Below are 23,052 nucleotides of genomic sequence, written 5' to 3'. Positions count from 1 at the left end.
TTGTTTAGGTATCCGAATGCATACCCCGCCACAGCCATGACGTTGCATCGGATGAGATGGCGTATAAGTTCTACCTTTTGGTAATACATGTCAACCCGAAATCTAAAATTGGTTAACCACATCACAAGAAATGCAGTCTCTGACTCTTTGCTGCAAATTGCAACAAAGAGTAATCCACGGTGATTAATCAGGGGATGTGATATTCATCGCAACAATGGTTGACCAATTTACATAACATGTCGCCCAAAATAACAATGGCTCAACCAGGTAAGGTAAAACTTTATGCATGTGCTTAACATTCTCTGGGTAGTATTCGGCATCGGCCTGATGCTGGTACTGAATTTGAAGTTTAAGATCAACTCGATGGTGGCTTTGCTGGTAGCGGCGTTGTCCGTCGGGATGCTTGCCGGTATGGATTTGATGTCGCTGCTGCATACCATGAAAGCAGGCTTCGGCAACACGCTGGGAGAACTGGCAATCATCGTGGTGTTCGGTGCGGTCATAGGTAAATTGATGGTCGACTCCGGCGCAGCTCATCAAATAGCGCATACACTATTAGCACGCCTCGGCCTGCGCTACGTTCAGATATCGGTGATCATCATCGGCCTGATTTTCGGTCTGGCGATGTTCTATGAAGTGGCCTTTATCATGCTGGCGCCGCTGGTGATCGTGATTGCCGCCGAAGCCAAAATCCCGTTCCTGAAACTGGCTATTCCGGCAGTAGCAGCAGCTACCACCGCGCATTCGCTGTTCCCACCGCAACCGGGTCCGGTGGCACTGGTAAATGCGTATGGTGCGGACATGGGGATGGTTTATATCTATGGTGTGCTGGTGACTATCCCCAGCGTAATCTGCGCTGGCCTGATCCTGCCGAAGTTCCTCGGTAATCTTGAACGCCCAACGCCGTCATTCCTGAAAGCGGATCAACCGGTCGATATGAATAATCTGCCCTCTTTCGGCATTTCGATTCTGGTTCCGCTGATCCCGGCGATCATTATGATATCCACGACCATCGCCAACATCTGGCTGGTCAAAGACACACCGGCGTGGGAAGTGGTTAACTTTATTGGCTCTTCGCCGATTGCCATGTTTATCGCTATGGTCGTGGCGTTCGTGCTGTTCGGCACCGCACGCGGTCACGATATGCAATGGGTAATGAATGCCTTTGAAAGCGCAGTAAAAAGCATTGCGATGGTAATTCTGATCATCGGTGCGGGCGGCGTGCTGAAACAAACCATCATTGACACCGGCATTGGCGACACCATCGGTATGCTGATGTCGCACGGCAACATTTCACCCTACATCATGGCATGGCTGATCACCGTACTGATTCGCCTGGCGACCGGTCAGGGGGTTGTTTCAGCAATGACTGCCGCCGGGATTATTAGCGCAGCAATCCTTGATCCAGCAACAGGGCAACTGGTTGGCGTGAACCCGGCGCTGCTGGTGCTGGCGACGGCGGCGGGTTCCAACACCCTCACTCATATTAACGATGCCTCCTTCTGGCTGTTCAAAGGCTACTTTGATCTGTCAGTCAAAGACACGCTGAAGACCTGGGGACTGCTGGAACTGGTCAACTCCGTGGTTGGGCTGATTATTGTGTTGATTATCAGCATGGTCGCGTAAAGGAACATTAGAGCCTGCTATTGGCAGGCTCAGTTCGGATTGTTGGCAAAGTACGCCTTGTTTATGCCAGATGCGACACTGGCGCATTTTATCTGGCCTGCAAAAGACTCACCGTGCAGGTTTTGTAGGCCTGACAAGCGTTGCGCATCAGGCGATATTGCGCACCAGCATTGGCAAGTTCTGTTATTTATTGATAAACAAAAGTCACACCAATAATCGACTGCACATTCCCTGCAGTTACCTGTCCTCCGGTACGAGCATAATTTGCCGTTAACCCAAGACTAACCGCCGAAGTCCCTACAGCCCCTAATGACACCGTGCTATTCGCCGGAATAACCGCGCCATTACGCGTCAACTGCACGCCGACTCCCTGTGCTGGCGAAAACGACGCCGTATTGGTGAAAATCGAGTGGCCCGCATCTGCGGTTGTGCCTGAAAGGTAATACCCCAGGTTTTGGCTCTTCGCACAATAAACGGTGAGAGGAATCGACACTGAACCGGGATAGTCAGGCAGTGTAACGGTGACATCACGAGCGGAAACATCACAGCCGCCAGTGGGGACCACCACATCGTTATTGGCATAAATATTCCAGACGAACTGAAAATCGTCGCCGTTATAGTTATTCGTCTGGCGCAAAATAAGCACGGCAATTAATGACCCGGCCTTAATCGCGACACCACCCGCACTGCTGACCGGCGTCAGATAAAGAGCAACAGGCCAGGGTTTATCCGCTCGCGAATCATAAACAATGCGCGGCGTTTCGCTGGTCGTAGGGAAAGGATAGCTATTGCCATTATATTTCACGGTCCCGGAAAAATTGGCTAATACGCCGCCATAAGCCGACCCTTGCCGCAGCGTTACATAATCGGTAATCGTTTCCGGGTAATCGTTATGACAAAAGATCTGCGTCGAAAGATCCACGACCAGGTTTTGCCCTACATTTACGGCGGGCGTAAGGTTTACATAGACATTGGCGCTACCGCCGCCAATAGGAATAGCCGTACCATTGGCGGTTTTACAGGCGAATGACCAGGCATTTACAGACCACCCCATCAGTACTGCGGCAAGCAAGGTGATAACTCTTTTCATTACAATGCTCTCTTCTGGTTTAGCTGTAGGTATAAGTGATGTTAATCACTGCCTGAATGGTTCCTTGCGTGGCGCCACCGTTTACTGTCAATGCTCTGACCTGCAACGGGAAATGCGCTGATTGTGTAGCGTCGTCCACCTGAACGGTTTTGGTCGCGCCGGTATTTAATGTGTTACCACTGGCATCCTGTAGCTCTAACTGGATGTTTTGTGCAGTCCCCTGATTTTTATAATACCCGGTACTGTCGGCTGTCCCACTGAAGCTGGCGGTGACTCTGGAGGTCCCTACCGGACAATGACTCAACTCAAGTGCAACATCGTGCCAGGCCGATGCCGCCCCGGCAGATATCAGACTGAAAGAATAAAGATCGCCGAGATCGACCGTAGCATTCGTAGTGGACACTGTGCACGGCTTTGCAACGACCTTACCGTTTACGGTGATAGTGACATCGGCAGCACGCGCCGCCATGCACGAAAAAGCCAGCATTACCGCCCAAAACCAGCCGTATTGGCTCCATTTCATGAGTATCTCCAGTTACTGATATTCAAGAGTGAATGTTGCCGTGGCATTGATATGCCCCGCCGTGACGGGCATCTGTGTGGCCATCAGTCGAGCGTAAAAATTCAGCGTATTTGGTTTTCCCGGCGTCAGGGTCGTCCACGAAATCCCGGACGATGGCGCATTAAGCGGTATCTGATTTTGTTGCTCATTCAGAAGCTGTATCCCCACCCCTGCGGCGGACGACGAATGACTTTCTAATGCAAGCAGATTGGCATTGTTGCCATCCGCAACACCGGTAAACCCGACTTTTACGGCAGTAACGGCATTCCCGCAGGGCGACAGCAAAATACGAAATGGAACGACCGGAGTCGTCGCCCCAATGTTATTAAATTGCTTCGCCGCGTTTTCCATCAGATCAACGGTAAAATTTGTTGATTCAGCAGCCACAAAACAGCCGTTATCTCTGACATAGCCGCGGATAGTAATCGTGCTATCCGCGGCTAAAGCGCTACTTGCCACCAGCCACAAAAAAGCACACTGAAGATAAAAAGATTTGCCTCCCATCATGCCTCCCTAACGACATTCGGCTGATAGCTGGGTTAATAACTGGTGCTGACTCTCTGGCGGTAGCTTGTAATCGGCAACACAGTGGGCATTCTCTCCTTCCCCCCATTTCACCTGAACTTTTCCCGCTAAGGGCATCCCGCTGAGGTAGACCTGGCCATTATCCGCAACAATGCCGCTACTCTGGCTACTGTCCGATGTGACCATCGCGCCAAACGGCAGTGGCTTATTATTACGGGTCAGCGTCATTAGCAATTTCATTCCAACACGCGCTTTAAACTCCGCACGCACAATTGCCCCGCGCGTCGGGACAACATTCGCAACGGCATTATCCAGATCGACGTTATCAGCCAGACTATTGGTATCCAGCGCTACCCTGTTTTCCCGATATTCTGTGGCATAAGGCAATACAGCATAGCCGCGCCAGTCGGTACGAACTCCCGTCTGGTTTTCCACTTTCGCATCTTTCGCGCCGGGCGCTTTAATAAGCACAGCGGTGTCGTTCAACGGTTGCCCCAACGTCACGCCATCGGCGTGCGCCAATACGCCACCGCTGATACCGTAATAAAACTGTTTAATATCATCACTATGGCTATAACCAATATTGGCATTGCCATAGCCGCCGCGATAATTCAGCGCCGCATAGCCAGAATTGCCATTACTTCCTTCACCACCACCGGCATAACCTGTTTGCACGCTATAACTAAGGTTGTTGTCTTCAAGCAACGTACCGTATAAACCTGCAAGATTGGTCATACGCCCCTTAAGATCGTGCGACATGCTGTAGCTGGCATTGGCATGCCGCCACAACGATTTACTGTCGGAACGCAGCCAGTGACTGAAAGGAATATTGACATTAAGCGCCAACATTCTGTCTCGTCCTTTTTGCCAGGCATTTTTGGTCAGGCTATAGCTGAGCGTCCAGTTGATATCCTCAAACGCGGTATTCAGGCCGGCCTGTAATTGCTCATCAATATTATTTGTTCCCCAATAAGTCTGATGACTACCGCTCAAATAAAGTGTTGATGTGCGCCCGAGTTGTTGAGTCACACTGAATTGTAATTTCCCACGTTTGTTATAAGCGAGGTTGTAATAGTCGGTGAATTTCGGCTTTACCTGAATAACGCCATCCTGTGTCTCAATATTGTAGCCGCTCATCCGTTTATATGTCGTATCAGCGAAGTTGAAATATCCACTGGTTGAATAGCGATACCCTACTAGCTGAATATTCGTTCCAGATTCATTAAGTGATTTATTATAGAGAAAACGTACCGATTGCCCCTCATGTTCACTGTCATCAGGGAGTGTGGCATTGGCCTGAGTCATATCTACGGACAGAGCCCCCAGCGCGCCCATGTTTTTCCCGACTCCGAAATTAAAAGCGCGATAACGATCTGCCAGTTGCATACCGCCATATATTGTCCAGCCAGCCGGGAGACCATGAAGTAACGTGCTCTGGAAAAAGCGAGGCTTTTCCTGTTGCGCATTACCACTACGATATTCTCCGGCTGTAATGGAATAACGGGTATGCCCTTCACGTTGTAAAAGCGGTACTGACGAATACGGTACGGTAAAGATCTGCGTGCTGCCGTCAGCCTCTTTAATCGTTACCTGTAAGTCACCACTATTACCTGCAGCATAGAGATCGTTGATTGTAAAAGGCCCCGGTGGCACCGTACTATTATAAATGTCATACCCATTTTGCTTAATAGATACCTGTGCAGTACCACGGGCAATACCATGGATCACCGGGGCAAATCCTCTCTGGCTGTCGGGTAGCATATTGTCATCTGAAGCCAACTCCGCACCGCGAAAGTTGATGCCATCGAAAATATCCCCTTGAGTATAACCATCGCCCAGCGTCAGCCGGGAACGCAATGGGATAATATCCCGCTCAAGCCATGTATTAATATGCTGCCATTTATTTTTACTGCCTGAAGAATTTGCACCACTGCTATAGCTCCAGGTCGTATTGTCTCGTAAACGCCATGCGCCAATATTTAACCCACTCTGCAGGTTTAAATATGCATAATGACTGTCGCCGCCAATGCTATTCTGCACGCTATTCCCGGTGAAGTTATAATTGAGCAATCCGGCATTAATCCCTGAATCCCACAATTCTGGAGGGATATATCCTCGTGCGTGATTGCTCATAAATGCCTGAGGAATCGTCAGATTTAGCCGTTGTTGACCAACATCCAGATGAGACGTCGCCTCGTTGATCATCGATGTCAACGGCACGCAGGCGTCAGCAGCCAGCAGATTCATGCCGGGAACAGAAGCCGTATTCAGCCCCATACTGGCCAGTTGCGCGCGCGTCAGACAAGGAACAATGCCTTGTTCGCTATCGCCGGCATTAAAAGTGACATCACGCGTCGCCATATAGCCATTATTCAGATAAATATCGACACGATAAGTCCCTGGAGGTAATTCTTGTCCATTTTCAAAATTCGACAAATCAGCAACTGCCTGGGGATCATCCGCCAAAAAACGCGGATTGAAATAGAGATCGGCATATGAAAAAGGTGCCTGTGCAGCAAAAACACAGGCAACAGAGAGCCGGACAAAAAAACCAGCCAAACGAAGCTTACGATTATGCAAACATTGTGTGTTTCGCTGGTAAACGCTTAAATTCAGATATGACATTATTCCTCCGGTTCAAAATCACCCGGCAGTCAATTCTTTTTATTCAGGCGAAAAAATCCCCCTGCGTTATTCCATTACGCCCTTCATTTTGGGGGTAAGTGCGCCATAATCATTTATTGTTCGATAAGTAATGTTGCTTCCTGCATCAGAAGGTAATTTAACCGTGCTTTCGCCCATCGGCGGCACTAAAGCATTATCAAGAATCCGGGTTCCGGCATTGAGTTCTGTTACCGTCAGGTAATACGGAGTCGGGTTAATAAGGGTCAGAGAGCTCCCACTGCGACGAAATCTTAATTTTTCTGCAGCCTGATCTGGCGGCAATGCTAATTTCGCCGGACGATAATACAGTTTAATGCGACTGATTATCGCCAACTGTAGCGTATTTTCGTTTAATTTCGCTTTATCCATTGATGGGATCGCTTTGACATTCATCCAGAACAAACTTTCCCGATCCTGCGGTAATTGGTTATTCGTGGCATCAAGAATACGCAGGGTATTCTCTTTTTTCCCCTTCATCGCAAACAGAGGCGGCGTCACGACAAAACGTCCATCTTTTACACCATCGGCATTTTCTACCCAGGATTGAATTAAGTAAGTACTATTCTCATCATTATTTGTAACAGCCAGTTGGACCTGCTTTTGATCCGCCGGATAAATAACCCGAGTCGCACCTAATGCCACCCCGGCCTCAGCACGTCCGGCAACCAGCATTATTATCATCAAGATACCTGCCAGTAAGCAGTATGTTTTTTCCTGTGATGCTCTTAGATTGACGCTTTTTTTTATCACTGTCCTGTTCCTGTTTTCACTCTATCTGCTGTTCAATTACTGGTAGGTTAAGGAGAACCAGGCCTGGGCATTAGCCACACCGCCTGTAACGCTGCGTCCGGTAGAACGATATTTGGCGACGAAATGTAGCGTAGTGGAGCCGGAATAAAGTCGAGCCCAATGTTCAGGTGGACGATTCACAGGAAGCAGATTTCCTTTGTCATCAAACAGCGCAATACCAATATTGGTTGCGATCCCCGGCCCCTCACCAACGGAAAGTACATCCGGGTTTTTGCCATCAGCTACACCGTGAAACGTCACGCCAACACGCTCACTCACTACCGTGTTACATTCCCGTAAATGAATAACAAAAGGTACTGGATCGCTATCTTCCCCCACCGCATGAAACCGGTTACTGCTAATTTGTCCCATATTGACGGTCATTTGCCTGTCACCTGCTTCAATACGACAGGTTTCCGCAATAATGACGCCCCGGAATTGCATATTTCCCCCGGGCAAAGTGGCAGTCCATTTATTTCCAGCCAGTGCAAACGCGGGTAGCAACGACACCAATAGAAATAATTTCATCCTTTTCATCGTTATTCTTATCGCACAGGGAGCGGGCATCCCTGCCCAAAATATTTCCTTAAAATCGAACTCGATTATTGATACTGAACCTTGAAGGTTGCATCCGCGTTAGCTGCACCAGGGGTGGCAACACCCGTTGCATAATAACGCGCCTGGAACGGAATGGTGTTGGTACCGTTATTCAGGGTCGTTGGTGTACTGAATGTCGCCCCATCCAGCGCCAGCACGTTACCTGTTCTGTCCAGGATCTGCACGCCAACGTTAGTTGCGCTACCTGCAGCAGAACTCTGTAGCGCCAGCACTTTAGAATTATTGCTGTCAATCGCCGTGCCTAAAAAGGCAACCGCGGCTGTGCTTGCAACGGTGGTATCGCAATCATTCAGTTGAATGTTAAAACCGACGGCAGAGCTGGTTGCTCCAGCCTGCTTTAGAGTGGCAGTACGAACCTGGCCCAGCTGAACGGTTTGATCAACAGATCCCGCATCGACCGCACAAGCGGCATTAACGATTTCCCCTTTAAAGTGGACTTTCCCGCCATTTACCGTCGTGGGAGTTGTTTCGGCCAAAGCCGCTGTAGAACTCAAAGACAGAGCCGACAGAACAACAATTGCCAGAGTTTTAATTTTCATGCTGCTTTCCTTTCAAAAAACTATTTCTAAATCGACATGGGCAGTCGTTCTGTACGCTTTGTTCAGACAAATAGTTTGACTGCCAACACTGCACAGTTTTCCCCCAAAGAATGAAACATTTGGGGCCATTTTGACTCATAGAGAAAAGCATCGCCCACACGTTAATTCAGTCTTCACTTTGGTTTTATGTACTAAATTTTGTTGTTTATTTAGTTTTTTATGTTGGCAATAATGATTTAAAGAGGGAGAGATGAGGATAGTGGGTTCGAGAGTCAGGAACCTTACCAGTATGGAATCCTGGAGATAGAGTGCAATTAGTTTACAAGATAAATTATTTGCATATCAAATGGTTAACAGATTACTATCGATTTTTTATGAATTTATGCTTGAGAAAAAACACGAAATTTTTTTATGATATGGACAGTTTGGCCCCAATTGTCTTGTAATTATTTATTTTTCTGTTTAATTATCAATTAATTATATTAACTTTCTTCTCTTTTTAAATTTTCGTTTATTAGATTACTTCTTTCCCATAATCCGGCAAACCGTGCAGCATTACTGGCTGTATAACGCACAGTATGACGAATATTTCGATGTCCCAGGTAATCCTGAATTAAACGGGTATCCGCACCACGTTCCGCAAGTTCATAACCGCAAGCATGTCTTAACATATGGGGATGAGTCTGTGTCACAGTACCCGCTTCAATACCAGCATCACGAATGATGCGATAGGCCTGCTGGCGAGAAAGTCGGCTTCCACGACGAGAAATAAATATGGCGTCGGTCTGATCAGACCCTTTCCAGTTAGCTCGTTCCCGAGTCCAGCGTTCTACCGCTTCACGCTCATCAAAGCGTAACGGATGAACAGTGGAAAATCCGTTCTTCAATCGGCGAATATTTATCCGGCCTTCGTTGAGGTCAAGATCCTGGTAATGAAGGTCAAGAAGCTCACTGATACGCATTCCATGCCGAAATGCCAGTAAAATAAGGCAATAATCTCGCAGCCCCGTTGGTCCATAGCAAACCGCCTGCATCATAGCCTGAACTTCTTTACCGGTAAGATAACGACGTTTACTCACAATAGTAGTACTCCTGAACTGAGTTATATTTGAATAGATACCTATAGGAAACCTCAATCGGTCAAAATTAGCCCAATAGATAAAAAGATAATCACACACAAATTTGTGTGACTATCAGGCAATTGCATTAAATATGCGTACAAAAAATAAAATATCACTGATGTGACAGCGGCTATTTTCATTGATTTTATACTATATAACAATAGAGCGAATCGGGTTAGCGGTCAGCTACCTGGAAAACCAAGAAAAAAGCACATTAAGATAAGAATTTAGATGATATGTAAATTTATGAATGCTTTTGTTTTTTTATTTTGAAGGAAATGAATCATTGTGATTTGTATGGATATAGTTAAGTCGATGTTTTTTATGATCATTGAGAATTGCAGTTATAATAACATTAATTAATAAATGGTTAATTGTTATTGATGAGTCGTAAGAATAATGTAATTTCAACGCCATCCCTGGCATATGTTCCGTTTTATAAAACAGCGTTACGCTGTCTTCCTCTGGTGCTATCCCAGATTCCGTAAAAGCGTCCTGCATTACTGGCAGTATACCAGACAGTATGACGAATATTACGATGCCCAAGATAATCCTGAATGAGCCGTGTATCTATTCCCATATTTGCTAAAGCAAAACCGCACGAATGGCGTAACATGTGAGGATGAATCTCCAGTGACAGGCCAGCATTATCACCTGCCGTTGAGATAATTTGATAAAACTGCTGACGGGAGAGCGGATTCCCCTTGCGGGATAAAAAAACCCACTCGCTGTCGGAATATGGGTAAGGACGACGGATATTGAACCAATTTTTTAAAGCCTGAACTTCTTTATTCAATAATGGATGCGTTGTTGAAAAACCTTTTTTTAGTCGGTGGATATATATACATTTTGCCTTGAGATCAATATCTGAAATTCTCAGACGGCAAATTTCACTCGCCCTAAAACCATGAATAAAACAAAGTAAAGTCAGACAATAATTACGTGCAGCATGTGGTCCAGTATTTGCTGCTTTAAGGAGTGACTCAATTTCACTTTGGGTCAGGAAGTTCCTTTTTTTGTTATTAGCCTTATTTTTCATCATGTTCCCTTACTGTCGCAGACACGCACTAGCTGTGCTGGGTTATCATTAATCCAACATTTCAAGCCTTATTTTTCTTATAGTAGCAAACGTTTGTTTAATGATTATCGTAAACGGACTTGCTCATCTATACTGGATTAAAATAAATAGCGATAGTTATTTATATTAATCATATGATGCAATTACAATATGTTCTTGCATGCTATATATATTTATATATTCATCAATCTAAAAGTAAATTCAATAATAAACCTCGGGCTCAATGCAGTTAATCCTGACTACTTTATATATCATGTGATAACGTATGTAACAAGTATAAACGTCATAAAAAGTTCAGTAAATTTCCACATTAGTTTCTACGGTAATCTCACATAAAAGATTATTAGTCAACTCACTTTTTATGCATAATTATTATTCCACCAAAATGGAAGATTTTAAGTTTTATTAACACACTAATTCTTAGTGCGCTATTTATCATCACCTTTACATTTATTCTTTATGGCATTTAGATTATTTCATTGTCTTTTATTGCCCGGTGATACAAAACAACAAACTTGATGGGTCTTTTTTCATATACATTCGTTGTTAAATATAGCCGCTATCACAACGACTTGTGCCGATTTATCGAACCAACAAAACATATTTTACTGCAAGAATTATACGACACCTTGTTACAGACAGAGGCTCATTTTCACCATACCACTGACGTTAAAGTTCAAATGACCTCAACGACAAAGAAAAACCATAGAAAAGCAATAAAAACATAATGTTAAAAAATTAAATCATGATTAAGACGCTGACTTATGAAGGAAATCACAGCTTCCCATCGGGCTTCGCATAGCATCGTCATCTTTTAAGAATATCGACATAATTTGTGACACAAATTACAAAACTGATTTTGTTGTATGGATTGTTTGTTTTTTGTTCTGGTATGACAGGTATAAAGGCATACACTACAAAACAATGGTAGACCGGAGAGAGTCTCAATGAATAAAACAATAACAGCACTTGTTATCATGGGCACATCATTTGCCGCAAATGCCTCTGTACTACCCGAAACCCCAGTGCCATTTAAAAGTGGTACAGGGGTGATTGATAACAACACGGTCTACATCGGTTTAGGTAGTGCAGGCACGGCATGGTACAAACTGGATACACAGGCCAGGAATAAAAAATGGACAGTTCTGGCAGAATTCCCTGGCGGCCCGAGAGATCAGGCAACTTCCGCATTTATTGACGACAACCTCTATGTATTTGGCGGCATCGGTAAAAATCAACAAGGTTTGCCCCAGGTATTCAACGACGTGTATAAATATGATCCCAGAACCAATATCTGGATTAAATTAATGTCGCACGCACCGATAGGCATGGCAGGCCACATAACGTTTGTACACAATGGTAAAGCCTATATTACTGGCGGTGTAAATCAGAATATCTTCAATGGTTATTTTGAGGATCTCAACGAGGCCGAAAAAAATTCAGCAGCTATAGATAAAATAAACGATCACTATTTTGATAAAAAAGCAGAAGATTATTTCTTCAATAAGTTTCTGCTGTCTTTTGAACCTTCAACACGGCAATGGAGTTACGCAGGCGAATCCCCCTGGTTCGGAACGGCTGGTGCGGCAGTAGTAAACGAGGGCAATAAAATCTGGCTTATTAATGGTGAGGTAAAACCAGGACTACGGACTGATGCCGTATTTCAACTTGATCTTACCGGCAATGATATAAAATGGAATAAACTCCCTCCGGTATCATCACCAGATGGCGTGGCTGGCGGTTTTGCGGGTATCAGCGATGGCAATCTTATATTTGCCGGAGGTGCCGGATTTAAAGGTTCGCGAAAAAATTACCAAAACGGTAAGCACTATGCACATGAGGGCCTGAAAAAATCCTACAGCGCTGATATTCATCTTTGGCATAACGGAAAATGGGATAAATCTGGCGAACTATCGGAAGGCCGGGCCTATGGCGTATCATTACCCTGGAATAACGGTTTATTGATTATTGGCGGAGAAACCACGGGCGGTAACGCTGTTGCGGATTCGGTGTTGATCTCTGTAAAAGATAATAAAGTAACGGTGCAAAACTAACTTACCCAGGCTCCTTTAAAGGAGCCCGTTATTAATTTGCCATTTTAATTACGCGAAATTTATATGAACACAATACGGTAGTTGGGCAGGCACTGTATATTTCGCGGAAATTACTGCCCTCCATTCCCGATAACGCTGGCGTTCTCATCGTTCCATACTGCCGTGGTGGATCTTCTTTTACTCCAGGCCTCGCAAGAACGTATTCAGAACAACATGGAGCCAGCCATGATGCATGTCGCAGGGGAACGAATACCCCGCTGCATCAGGATTTGGTCAGCAGAACGCAAATTGCGCGATCCATTATGTTCAGGGAATCTGGCATCAAGAGCGCGGTAGCCTTTTTTAATATTTCATTTTCCATTTCAATTTGTTGTCGATTTTTCTTTATCTCACGTATTTCGATTTGTGCAGGAGCTATCGGTGAGACTTTTGGTGTTTTGCTATCAGTTGCCATAGCTGGAACGAAAAATATCTCAACCAGAGTAAGTTCTGAGGCAGCAGATATATTTTTATTTCAATCACTTACACTACACTATAACTTGAGGACTTATCGATAATAAACACTGATAAATCAACTACAAATATAGCTTAATTATTAGTCTAATTTTGCTAAAAATGAGGCTTTTTTTCTTTATACATACAGTAAACTTAAAAGAAAGAGAAGAGATATCATTAGTTATGTTTAATGATATAAAAAGCATTTGTTAGATGTGAGAGGTCTGGTTGTTTGTTGAGGTGAACCAGAGAGTTCAAAGAAAACGCCTTTATATAGATACGTCCTACTTTAACTTTTACTGTTAACAATCGAAAACATTTAAAAATTTAGTATGGTATATATTGGAGATAGTATGTTGAAGAAAACCTTAGTTGTATTGATGTTCCCTTTTTTTTCATATGCAAATGAATTGAGCGTTGAGCAAGCGAAAAACATGCATGAAGAACTCAATACCGACATGCGGATAATGCAAGAAAAAATGCACGCTGGCATGATGAGTAATGATCCTGATGTTGCTTTTGCTGCTGGAATGTTACCTCATCATTTAGGTGCAGTTGAAATGGCAGAAGTTGAACTTAAATATGGAAAAAATCCTGAAATGATTAAGCTGGCAAAAAATATTATATTAGAGCAAAAAAAGGAGATAAAAGAGATGCAGGCATGGTTAAAGGAAAATAAAAAATAAATATCGCTGATGCATTTTTAGAATGTAACCATATAGTTAATAGCATATGTTAACTATATGGTTTAAAGAACAAAGTCAGCATAATAAACCATGACAGTCTCTTATATAAAAAGAGAACATTGATTTACATTAAAAAGAATCATGAAAAACAAAATCAGACACATCGCCCATGACATATTAAGCAACTACAAAAATATATTACATATAAATAAAGAGGAGTATAACTTACAAAAATCACTGAACTATATAAAATGCGATAGAAAAATTAGAGCAGCCAGGGATCTAAATGTCGATGTGGTTTTTGGAACATCCTTCGATCTATGTTCTGTGCTTGTATTCTCCTCTTATGAATTTGTACATGAGAGTGTGAATATTAAAATCACCCCTGTTACTAGCGATAATATAAAAATTAGAGTTAGTGGATATAAACACCATACTTTTTATATACCCCCATTCAGTTATAACATATTAGGTGTTTGTCACTCTATAAAAAATGATATTCTTACGAGAGCATTTGAAAGTCGCATGAAGTTGAAATAAAACAATTAAAGCAGGCTCGGATGAGCAAGAACAATGAGTGTTTCCTGATAACAGGTTTACATAACTAACAAAATGAGTGAATTGTAAACTCTGCATTCTTTAATAATATACAAAGACTTCCACCATCAGGATACTTGTTCATATTTATTCAGCATGGGTAATTTTTCCACTTCTGATTTATACATCATGTTTTCTTCTTTATTTTATCTGATACGCCATACTCTATGATTATTGTAATGAGTTTACTGTTCTGGAATCTGCACCAGACTCTCTGAACCCGGAACTGATAGTTCTTGCCTGGTTTTCATGCTCAGCTACTGTTGTTCTCCCATTACTACTGGCACCTGCTGTTCTTTTATAAAAACTACCGTTGATATTATCATGGATAACTGACTTTTTTCAGTGAATACCGAAGAGATACTCAGAGTTGTTATTTTAATAGGGCACATTGTTGGTATGTGCAATGCGCCCATCAGGTATAAATCAGAACAGAGGGAATATGTAATACTGTTTATATAGTGCTTGTATTATATACTGCTCTCCAGGATCTTATTATAATATTCGTTATATCCTCTAACAAAATTGCAATTACTATTAAACTGTTTTTCTAAAGCCGCAACACGAGCTTCGGTTTTTCCATTACCTAATAATTTATTCAGAATCCCACTTCCCACTCCCACAGACTGAACACAAAACCCGTCAAGAGATTTGACATGCTGAACAGTATAATTTCGGCCGCCAACACTTATATGTGCAATACCTCCAGTTCTGGCTGTTGCCTGAACTGTATTGATAAAAGCTGCAGATAGTTGAGGAACTCGCCCGCTGAACAAATTAATAAGGGACATATAAACTCCTTGAAATACATATACAACGTCCTTAACAAAATAAAAGTACCATATCTTATCGGGCTATACAACAACACAAGATTGTATCCTGGCGCATATAATAAATAAAAACATTTTATTAAAATAAAAAACAATACCACTTTCAGTTAAAAAACAAATAAACATAATTAGGCATTCATTTTTTTGATAAATCACATAATTTTTACGTTGTAATAGCCTTTGACTTCCAGTTTTTCAGATTCAGAAATTACTTGTAAAAAAGGGACAGCCAGTAGCTGTCCCTTATGTCTGCTAATTTCAGAACGAATAACGAATATTGGCGTTTATCGCATCATCTGTGTTGTATTTACCAAACGCAGAGCGTTCAGCTTCCAGACCAAGACGAATATTGTCGCCAAACCGGGCATTTAACCCCACGCCATACAGCATACGACCGTCTTTTCTGCCATTAATCTGGTGTTCTCCGGCCGCATCCTTCAGATGAACGTCAGCACTGTCCGTCAGATCGAACTCATAATGCAGCCCTGCCCGGGCTGTCAGCCTCCAGTCCTTACCGCTGAAGGTTTTACCGGATACAACCCCTGTTCTTCCCACCAGAGGGTTGACACCGTCGCGACGCATTGAGACATCCATTCCACTGTCGTTCCAGTTAAATGTCTGGCCCTGCAGTCTTCCCCAGACAAGCTCAGCCTGGGGCTCCACAAACGTCGTGTCTGTCAGATGATAACGGTATCCGACCTCTGCACCTGCATACAGCGAATGTGTACTGAAGTTCTGCTTACCCGCACCGGCAAAGTTCAGATCATATTTGTTTTCATTGTGAATATACTTGGCAATCAAATCAAAGTAGGCCCCGGACGGGAACAGGCCACTGGCATAGAGTCCACCGCCCCATGATTTTGTTTTACCACTGTACAGACCCGCTGACGCATCAGTATCAGTGTAGGTGGCCATCACACCGGTAAACAGATCCATACTCCCCAGCTCATGTTTACGGTCTGCCCCCATCTGCAGCAGGGTGTAGTGGTCACTGAAACCGCCATCGGCAGAGCCGGAACCATTCAGCAGGCGAACCCAGGTACCGGCTTCGCCGTTGATGTCCCGCAAATCCCCCATGCGTTTGTTCAGATTGTTAACTTCAGTGATAAAGTTGTTATAGCTGATATGCATGAAGGTGGCAGCAGCCTTGCTCTGACCGTCATTGCGTGCAACCTGATAACCATCGAGGACCCACTCTTTTTTCCCGTCACCTTTTCTGACACTGAGGGTTGGGGTGACATTACTGAATCCCACAACCCGTGTTGATGCCCTGAACAGATTATCAGCTGCCGTTTCTGGTGCGCTGACCAGTGGGATATCAAGCGTGTCCTTATCGGACGGTTTTTTCAGGAAGTTAACCCAGATGCTGTTGTCATGACCCGTCGCAGATTTGTTTATCACCAGATTATCTGCCTTATTAAGGTCCGTACGCATAACAAATGCAGACTGAACCGCATCCAGATTATCCGTCGTCAGTGTCGTAAACGGCGACGTTCCTCCGTTAAAACCGATTATCGTCCGGTTAAGTTTCAGGTGTCCTGCCGTGGAGTCTCCGTTCATTGACCACCGGGTGTCGGCCATGCTGACACTGGCATCAGGTGCGTGCAGACTCCCGTCCCAGGTGTTCCGGTAGTCGTTGAACAGACTGTAAAACATTTTATCCTGTAACGTCAGTTCAGGACTCAGCTCTCCTTCGCCTCCGATGGTGACGGAGCCTTTATCCTGAACGGTGATATTACCTGACAGCATACTGAAAGGCCCCACGTTCAGGCGGGCATTATCTCCCTTCAGGTTCCATGACCCCGCACTACTGTAAACGGGTAAAAGTGTGTGGGATATTTCACCAGGATGACTGTTCAGACTCAGAGTGGCATCTGAAATATTCACAGGACCGTCAGAAATAAAGCTCTGGCTGAGCAGTGCCCGTGCACCTTTGTTCAGGTTCAGCGCGGTATCGGTCAGTGTTGAGTTTTCCAGCACGGCATCAGCAGAGGAAATATTTACCGTACTGTGATTAGCCTGTATTCCGCCGCTGAATTTCTCATTAATATTCAGTACTGACTTGTTGTCCAGGCTGACGGTGCCGTTGAAAACACTTTTATCGCTATCTTTAACGGCAACAGATGTTCCTTCTTCCAGGGTGAAGGCTGTTCCCTTACCGTCGTTTTTGTCGATAAATACCCGACTGTCGCCCAGCGTGACACTGGAGTTATCAGCCAGGATGTGTGTGTTCAGTGTGGCATTGCGTCCCAGACCAAAGTCCGTATCCTTTAATACCAGTGAACCAAAACTGAACGTTCTGTTCTCCCAGTCATCCTGAGTGAATGAGGTGGGCCGTGTCAGAACGGAATTGTCGCCCAGGGACGCGACTGTATTTGCAACACTCTGAGAGGTTGATGCATGGATAACCGGGTGTCCCTGAATGGTCAGACGGCCATTTTCCTGGCTGAAAGAGCCCCGAATGTTTGCAGAGCCATCCAGAACCAGCGCTCCTGTTGTATCCGGGAGTACTTTATTTGAAACATTAATATTTCCCAGCAACCTGCCGTGATACAGATATCCTTTGCTGTTAGTTCTGTCTGCAAGCAACGTCTGTGCGCTGCTCTGGTCATGACCGATATATTCCCAGTGTTCATTACTGACCTGTCCGGTCGGGAACCAGCCATAGTCGTTTGTCTTCAGGATAAAATAATCGACGGTATGTGTGTAAGGGTTGTTATAAACATATAATGCCCCTGCAGTACCTTTTTTGGATGATGACCATTCGTTAATTTTCACGTCTGCCGGATGCATCTGATAATCCAGCGTGATACTGGCCATTTTATCACTGCTGTTACCCAGCACGGCGCCGTAATCAGCCGCATTCAGTTTATGAAATGTCAGGTCATTACCGTTAACATCCAGAACACCGCCCCGGTATCCCCAGGAAATATTGTCCGGATTAACCTGCCGGTTATCTGCCAACACGACTGTCGGGCGGCCACTGGCAATATTCACACTACTGAATGCCTGAACCTGTCCTGAGCTGTCTGCCTGCTGATTCAGGACAACGGTACCATCCCCGACTTTCAGGCCGCCCTCATTAACACCGGTCCCCTGTACAACCAGGGTTCCCTCGCCGATTTTATGCAGATTGTCGCCTTTTACACCATTAACCTGCCAGTTTACGGAGACATCCTTATCCACAATAATACCGGCGCCAGTCCAGGTACTTCCGTTTGAGGTGGTTACAGTGTAGTCATCATGGAATGTCAGGGAGCCGGCGCCCTGTGAGACTGAATTATCCAGAACAATCTGACCATCATGCCCAAGGAATGTCAGGTTCTTGCCTGCGTTCAGGTCAGAGCCTTTTTGCCCATGAATGGCATATTCAGTGGAGCCCTGTGTCAGGCTGCCACTGCCGGTGCTGCTATCAAATTTCCAGTGCAGGGGAGAGCCGACCGAAGGATTAAAAAATACAGGGGCGTCATTGTCCTCTGAATAAATCTGTGAGAGAAAGTTCTGAGGGATCAGCTGATATATCATATTTGTCCCTCCCCCTACGGCCGAGTAAACGCCGATCAGCTCCCACTGACTCCTGGTGGTATTCCAGCCAAATAATGGTGAACCACTGTCTCCGGCCTGACCGAAAGAGGGCATAACGCTATGATCATTAATATTCCCCCCCATATATGCCTGAATACCGCCTGCACCATGAGTAAAAAATGATGTGGGAAGTAATCCCCCGGTCAGATAGCCATATGCGCCACTTACCCAGTTCCACTTTCCCTGAGCATCCTGAATATACTGACTTCCTGATCCCATCCGATAGAGTGCCGAGAACTTTGATGGATCCAGTATTTCAGCCTGTGATGCACCTGTTACCATAGCTGGTGCAATCTCGGTAACGAGTTTATTCAGTCTGGGCGCATGAAAATCCGCTGAACCATGTTCATTACGGTCCACAATATTGTAGCGATTCTCACCATCACCGAAACTGACTCCCTGATATCCCCTGTTATGCTTTACACTGGCCACATATTGTGGATTTATTAATGTTGCAACGCCTGGGTTTGACCCCACATTGACGCTGCTGAAATCAATCATAGGGGCCTTATCAAGTCGCCCGACTAAATCTCCGTTTTTATTAAAGATGGGGATATTAGTTGTGCCGGCCTGAAACTGTCCTTTATTTTCCGCAAAGTCGCGATATGTTTGATAGGGAATATTTCCACTGACTACTGATGCCATACTAACAGCAGGAAATAATGCAGCCAGAGTCAAAGATGAAATAGCAGAGAGTCTCCTGCCTCTGCGAGCACTTCCCTTACACACTCTTCGTGCCAGTTCTGAAACCACTTTTATTGTATTGGTAATATGACAATATTTTAGAGAATATATTTTGTTCATTGTAAATAATTCCGAAATAACCATCCCACGAAAGCTACATTAGCAACATTTGTAGCCTGAAATGAAAAACATTTAGGTTGCTTGTGAATTATTAACACTAAATGTAACAATGATTGTGATATTTATCACAATTATTGGCGCAAAAAATAATGAAAGTTGGTAGTTGCAACATTAAAACGTTTGTGATCCATTTTATATTGATGAGCTGCGGGTGATGTTTCCTGACGAAGGTTAAAATAAGAGGTATAAATTAACTTCATTTAAAGTAATCTATCTGAATTATTTCCTTATGAAATAATAAACGACGCGCTCGAAATAAATATTTTTTAATAAAGCAATGCTAATGCCTATTTGTTTATAACGTGTTTATAATTTATTTTATTTAAAAAATAGCTATTAATCTATTTAATATAACAGTTACTGAATTTGTTGCTGCTATAGTATCTGTGACTGAGCGCCAGAATAGTTTCAGCAGAGAATGATATCTGTTGCATAAGAACAGGCGAATTCGCCAGGTCAGATCTGGAGAAACGGAGCTTTACCTTTAAGAGCCTGTCGCCGGAAAAACCGATTTTAGCCTCGGGTGCAATACCATGCCGAGCACCACACTCGAAGCAAATGACCTGGCAATCACACTTGGTACAGTCGAGTTTCTGGCAGTGGGAAAGCATGTTATATCCTTTACCGTTGCGTACATTTTTTAATAACGATACTTCATTGTGAGAGGTATCTTCATCAAAATGATGGGGTGCGATCCAATATTATTTTTATTATTGGTATTCTTTAAAGAATGAAATAGAATTAATTTCAGGCAATTTGTCCCTCCCTCCCCTAAGTGGCTGACCTTCTCTCCTCAATTTGAGCAAGTCTATTATTCATATATTTCATATAACTATCTATTTCCTCCGACGCATAGCCAAAGATCTCTCCCATTTCACGTGCAATAATTATTTCAGATTTTACAGCCTTTAACTCTGGGGATTCATAATTTAATTCCTGCATAATGCCTCTTTTTATATTATATAATTCTATAAATCTATTTGCCCGTTGTTCTCCCAGAGGGCTGTCATTTCTGTACACAACAACTATATACAAAAAATCATTTTTTTCTTTAGGGAAGATCTTGCAACGAATATCCGGAAGCTCACACAATGCATGTAAGTCAGGATGGTATAAACTATCTACAGAAAACTGTCCCATTGGGCGTTTTCCAGATATAACTGTTAGCCAGCTTCCTTCCGATGTACTGGCTTCATTTCTGGAAATAGGTTGAAACTCTTCTGGACATACAGAATACATTGCCTGCATATAAGTAAGCCGTCTGGCTTTCTCGTTAATAAATTCTTCCTGTTTTAGTTCAGCTACACCTCTGGTTATGCCAGATATATACTTCTTATCATATATATTGGGTGGTTCATTAAAGTAGTTATGTTCAATTTCCTGGTAAATATTTTTCACTACATGTTCAGCATGTTTAGTATTTATAGAGGGCACGCTCTGAGCATTAGTGACAGGATTAATCATCTATATCTCCATAACAATATTTTCAACAGAAAACTTACCATGAACTACTGGTATACATACTGGTGTTCGGTATAATATTTTTATGCTTAAATTCAATAAAATCACAAAAAGCATTATAATCCTGTAATGATGAATAGTTAAAATGTCGCTTGAGCCCCTTTCCAACGCCATCATAATATGGATGTGCATCAACTTTACTCTTCATAATATCGAGGCCAGCAAGTAATGCCGGATGATTACTACGATTGACAACTATTGCACCATTTTCAAGACTTTTTCTATTATCCTTACAATCCACATACACAGCGATACCATCAGGAGCATACAGGACACCTAATTTATCGGTAATAATCATATCTGCATCAAGATATATACATCCGCCACTGGGTGATATGTTATGACATCCAGTTTTACCCGTCTCTGTAAACAAACTCCCCCCCTTCAATACAGCCAAATTCCTAAAAAAATCAAACCAAGTATGTTCTCTTTTTTCTGCATATGATTCAATCAAAGAGTCCTTCCCTTCTGGAATATTTTTTAACTCCTCTCTTAATAACTCCAACAGATAATTATCTCTCTCATTCGCTGGATATGATTCTTGTTCATGAATGTTTTCAAGATAAATATCAGAGAGTTTTTTATCATACATACTGAAATCAACATCTGTCCGATAGATTATCTTTATATTTTGATATTCATTTTCAAGGCTGAGAAATTCTTTTCTCTGCTCATAAGTAAAGTCTCCATCTACCAGCACTCCTATTATGCGCTCATTTTCTATTTTTGCAGTATTTATAATATTATTTAAATACGGATGTTCTTTGGTATTCAATATTGGCACCTCTCCTTTTCCATATCGTTCTGGTCTTGCTTCGAACCACTGAAAAAGAATGGGAGTCTTTTCATCAATAGGTTCCAGAGAATATTCTTTTCCAGCAAAAGAGGCAGTCTGGAGAGGGGTACTATCTGATACAGCAGTCTCTCCTCTGAAGTTAGATTGAAGGATATTTAATGGAGGTAACATAAAATTCCCCTTAGTCTAATCATGTTAATATCGTACTCTCATTTAGACGGAATACTACGTCTGCTTAATTGTTTTTCTACCATAGATACAGAACATTGTTGACCTTAACAAAAATTCTGATTAACAATGACATCCTTTCCTCCCATTATTTTATTATATAAAATCGTGATCCTGAATGTTGGTTGGATTTTAACAATCAGCAAAGCAATGTTGTCAATAAAAAAGTTGTCCATTAGTAACATCTACTGGTGATGTTGGTAAAATATTGCTGATTGCTGTTCACATTTTATATTGATAACAACCACCTTGTCAGTTCTCGTTCAGGAGCTCAGAGGCCATGTGGTTCTGTATTAGTGTCCCCGATAGTAGACAGTTTCTAACATTCAGATCTCCTGCTTGAGCATGTTTGCCATTCTGTGTACATACCTATTCTCAAAAGTGACCGCCAGGGCCCCCACAAAACTCGATTAAATATCTTTTAAAAGTATTGAAAAATATTATAAATCTATTTTTTATATATAAATATCTCCCCTCTCTGAGCAGGTCAAATAGAGGGAGCGTATGATGCTAATGTTATACGCTGCTCTCTAATAACTTATTCATGTACTTATTATAAGTTTTAACAGGTTTACAATTCTTATTGAACTATTTTTCTAAAGCAGCAAAACGTGCTTTGACTTTGCTACTGCACAGTAATTTATTCAACCTCCCATCTCTTACAGACTGAATACAAAATCCACCAAGTGACCTGATATGCTGAACAGCATACCTTCGTCCATAGATGTCTGTTATAATCAATAGATTCGGTTCAGGCTGCTGTCTGCGCTGTATTGATAAATAC

At 43.2% G+C, this 23,052-nt stretch carries 16 protein-coding genes and 2 pseudogenes; 4 read left to right on the top strand and 14 right to left on the bottom strand.

Features of this window, described 5'->3' with window-relative positions; all coding sequences use genetic code 11:
- Window positions 1–282 precede the first annotated feature (282 nt).
- On the top strand, window positions 283–1,626 hold the full coding sequence (gene gntP, locus PS053_RS17700) for a gluconate permease GntP (protein ID WP_000558241.1): 1,344 nt from the start codon (window positions 283–285) through the stop codon (window positions 1,624–1,626).
- Between the two features lie 187 nt (window positions 1,627–1,813).
- Here gntP and PS053_RS17695 read toward each other — a convergent pair whose 3' ends face one another.
- The 9 genes from PS053_RS17695 to fimB all read right to left on the bottom strand — a co-directional run bounded on the left by PS053_RS17695 (window position 1,814) and on the right by fimB (window position 10,573).
- Window positions 1,814–2,716 (bottom strand): fimbrial protein, encoded by a 903-nt coding sequence (locus PS053_RS17695; protein WP_000832252.1) that lies wholly within the window; start codon window positions 2,714–2,716, stop codon window positions 1,814–1,816.
- A gap of 19 nt (window positions 2,717–2,735) precedes the next feature.
- Entirely contained in the window at window positions 2,736–3,203 is a 468-nt protein-coding gene (gene fimG, locus PS053_RS17690) for a type 1 fimbrial minor subunit FimG (RefSeq protein WP_370649602.1), read from the bottom strand.
- 48 nt (window positions 3,204–3,251) lie between these two features.
- Window positions 3,252–3,782, bottom strand: a complete 531-nt coding sequence (gene fimF, locus PS053_RS17685; protein ID WP_137653884.1) for a type 1 fimbrial adaptor subunit FimF — start codon at window positions 3,780–3,782, stop codon at window positions 3,252–3,254.
- Between the two features lie 9 nt (window positions 3,783–3,791).
- Window positions 3,792–6,428, bottom strand: a complete 2,637-nt coding sequence (locus PS053_RS17680; protein WP_054409972.1) for a fimbrial biogenesis usher protein — start codon at window positions 6,426–6,428, stop codon at window positions 3,792–3,794.
- Window positions 6,429–6,494: 66 nt separating this feature from the next.
- On the bottom strand, window positions 6,495–7,217 hold the full coding sequence (locus PS053_RS17675; RefSeq protein WP_059273490.1) for a fimbria/pilus periplasmic chaperone: 723 nt from the start codon (window positions 7,215–7,217) through the stop codon (window positions 6,495–6,497).
- 36 nt (window positions 7,218–7,253) lie between these two features.
- Entirely contained in the window at window positions 7,254–7,793 is a 540-nt protein-coding gene (gene fimI, locus PS053_RS17670; RefSeq protein ID WP_059254420.1) for a type 1 fimbrial minor subunit FimI, read from the bottom strand.
- A 65-nt stretch (window positions 7,794–7,858) separates the two neighbouring features.
- Window positions 7,859–8,413, bottom strand: a complete 555-nt coding sequence (fimA, locus tag PS053_RS17665) for a type 1 fimbrial major subunit FimA (RefSeq protein ID WP_000695583.1) — start codon at window positions 8,411–8,413, stop codon at window positions 7,859–7,861.
- Between the two features lie 482 nt (window positions 8,414–8,895).
- Entirely contained in the window at window positions 8,896–9,492 is a 597-nt protein-coding gene (gene fimE / locus PS053_RS17660; protein WP_000044719.1) for a type 1 fimbria switch DNA invertase FimE, read from the bottom strand.
- 478 nt (window positions 9,493–9,970) lie between these two features.
- Window positions 9,971–10,573 (bottom strand): type 1 fimbria switch DNA invertase FimB, encoded by a 603-nt coding sequence (fimB, locus tag PS053_RS17655; RefSeq protein ID WP_273774913.1) that lies wholly within the window; start codon window positions 10,571–10,573, stop codon window positions 9,971–9,973.
- A 986-nt stretch (window positions 10,574–11,559) separates the two neighbouring features.
- On the opposite strand from fimB, the gene PS053_RS17650 reads away from it, so the two are divergent.
- Together PS053_RS17650 and PS053_RS17645 are read left to right on the top strand one after the other, a co-directional pair.
- A complete protein-coding gene (locus PS053_RS17650) occupies window positions 11,560–12,666 on the top strand; it encodes an N-acetylneuraminate epimerase (protein WP_256878717.1) in 1,107 nt (368 codons plus the stop codon).
- Window positions 12,667–12,746: 80 nt separating this feature from the next.
- A pseudogene (locus PS053_RS17645) lies at window positions 12,747–12,959 on the top strand (sialate O-acetylesterase); the annotation flags it as partial.
- A 12-nt stretch (window positions 12,960–12,971) separates the two neighbouring features.
- Here PS053_RS17645 and PS053_RS17640 read toward each other — a convergent pair.
- Window positions 12,972–13,105 (bottom strand): annotated as a pseudogene (locus PS053_RS17640) (IS3 family transposase); the annotation flags it as partial.
- A gap of 409 nt (window positions 13,106–13,514) precedes the next feature.
- Between PS053_RS17640 and copM the strand changes: the two are divergent.
- On the top strand, window positions 13,515–13,847 hold the full coding sequence (gene copM / locus PS053_RS17635) for a CopM family metallochaperone (protein ID WP_000915009.1): 333 nt from the start codon (window positions 13,515–13,517) through the stop codon (window positions 13,845–13,847).
- 1,067 nt (window positions 13,848–14,914) lie between these two features.
- Here copM and PS053_RS17630 read toward each other — a convergent pair.
- The 4 genes from PS053_RS17630 to PS053_RS17615 all read right to left on the bottom strand — a co-directional run bounded on the left by PS053_RS17630 (window position 14,915) and on the right by PS053_RS17615 (window position 22,211).
- Window positions 14,915–15,235 carry a hypothetical protein gene (locus tag PS053_RS17630; RefSeq protein WP_000052786.1) on the bottom strand — a complete coding sequence of 107 codons (321 nt, stop codon included), beginning with the start codon at window positions 15,233–15,235 and terminating at the stop codon, window positions 14,915–14,917.
- A gap of 297 nt (window positions 15,236–15,532) precedes the next feature.
- Entirely contained in the window at window positions 15,533–19,663 is a 4,131-nt protein-coding gene (locus PS053_RS17625) for a S6 family peptidase (RefSeq protein WP_256878718.1), read from the bottom strand.
- Between the two features lie 831 nt (window positions 19,664–20,494).
- The gene (gene nleE, locus PS053_RS17620) at window positions 20,495–21,187 is read right to left on the bottom strand and encodes a type III secretion system effector cysteine methyltransferase NleE (protein ID WP_256878719.1); all 693 of its coding nucleotides are present in this window, start codon (window positions 21,185–21,187) and stop codon (window positions 20,495–20,497) included.
- A gap of 34 nt (window positions 21,188–21,221) precedes the next feature.
- The gene (locus PS053_RS17615; protein ID WP_054409997.1) at window positions 21,222–22,211 is read right to left on the bottom strand and encodes an NleB family type III secretion system effector arginine glycosyltransferase; all 990 of its coding nucleotides are present in this window, start codon (window positions 22,209–22,211) and stop codon (window positions 21,222–21,224) included.
- Window positions 22,212–23,052 lie beyond the last annotated feature (841 nt).

The organism is Escherichia albertii (assembly GCF_028622335.1).
GTDB lineage: Bacteria > Pseudomonadota > Gammaproteobacteria > Enterobacterales > Enterobacteriaceae > Escherichia > Escherichia albertii.
This window is presented reverse-complemented; position numbering and strand designations above follow the sequence as displayed.